We start from the raw sequence: 275 nt of genomic DNA, 5'->3' as shown, positions 1-275 counted from the left end.
ACGTCTTAAATCTTAGGTCTCAGCAATCAACCCCTCCTCTTTTAGGATCCTCTTCACCTCGACGACATCCACTTCCATGACTTCAGCGATCAGGTCTAACGGCATGTTTTTTCTGTAAAGGTTGATGATGCCTGACCGTAGCTTTTTCTGCTCACCGATTTCCTGCCCTTTCTCCAGCCCTTTCTGCTCACTTGCGTCGAGTGCGTTTTTCAGGTCGCGGTAGCGCTTCAGGCTCTGCTCGTAGGCTCTGCGGTCCTTTTTTTCCAGATTTGTCA

The 275-nt window shown here is 49.5% G+C and carries 1 pseudogene; it reads right to left on the bottom strand.

Annotated features, from left to right (window positions below):
* Positions 1 to 12: 12 nt before the first annotated feature.
* Positions 13 to 275, bottom strand: a pseudogene (locus tag IAQ59_RS22905) (hypothetical protein); the annotation flags it as partial.

Origin of the sequence: Lunatimonas salinarum, assembly GCF_017811155.1 — a bacterium.
Taxonomy (GTDB): domain Bacteria; phylum Bacteroidota; class Bacteroidia; order Cytophagales; family Cyclobacteriaceae; genus Lunatimonas; species Lunatimonas salinarum.
The sequence above is the reverse complement of the archived record's forward strand: the minus strand, read 5'-3'. Positions and strand labels throughout refer to the sequence as shown.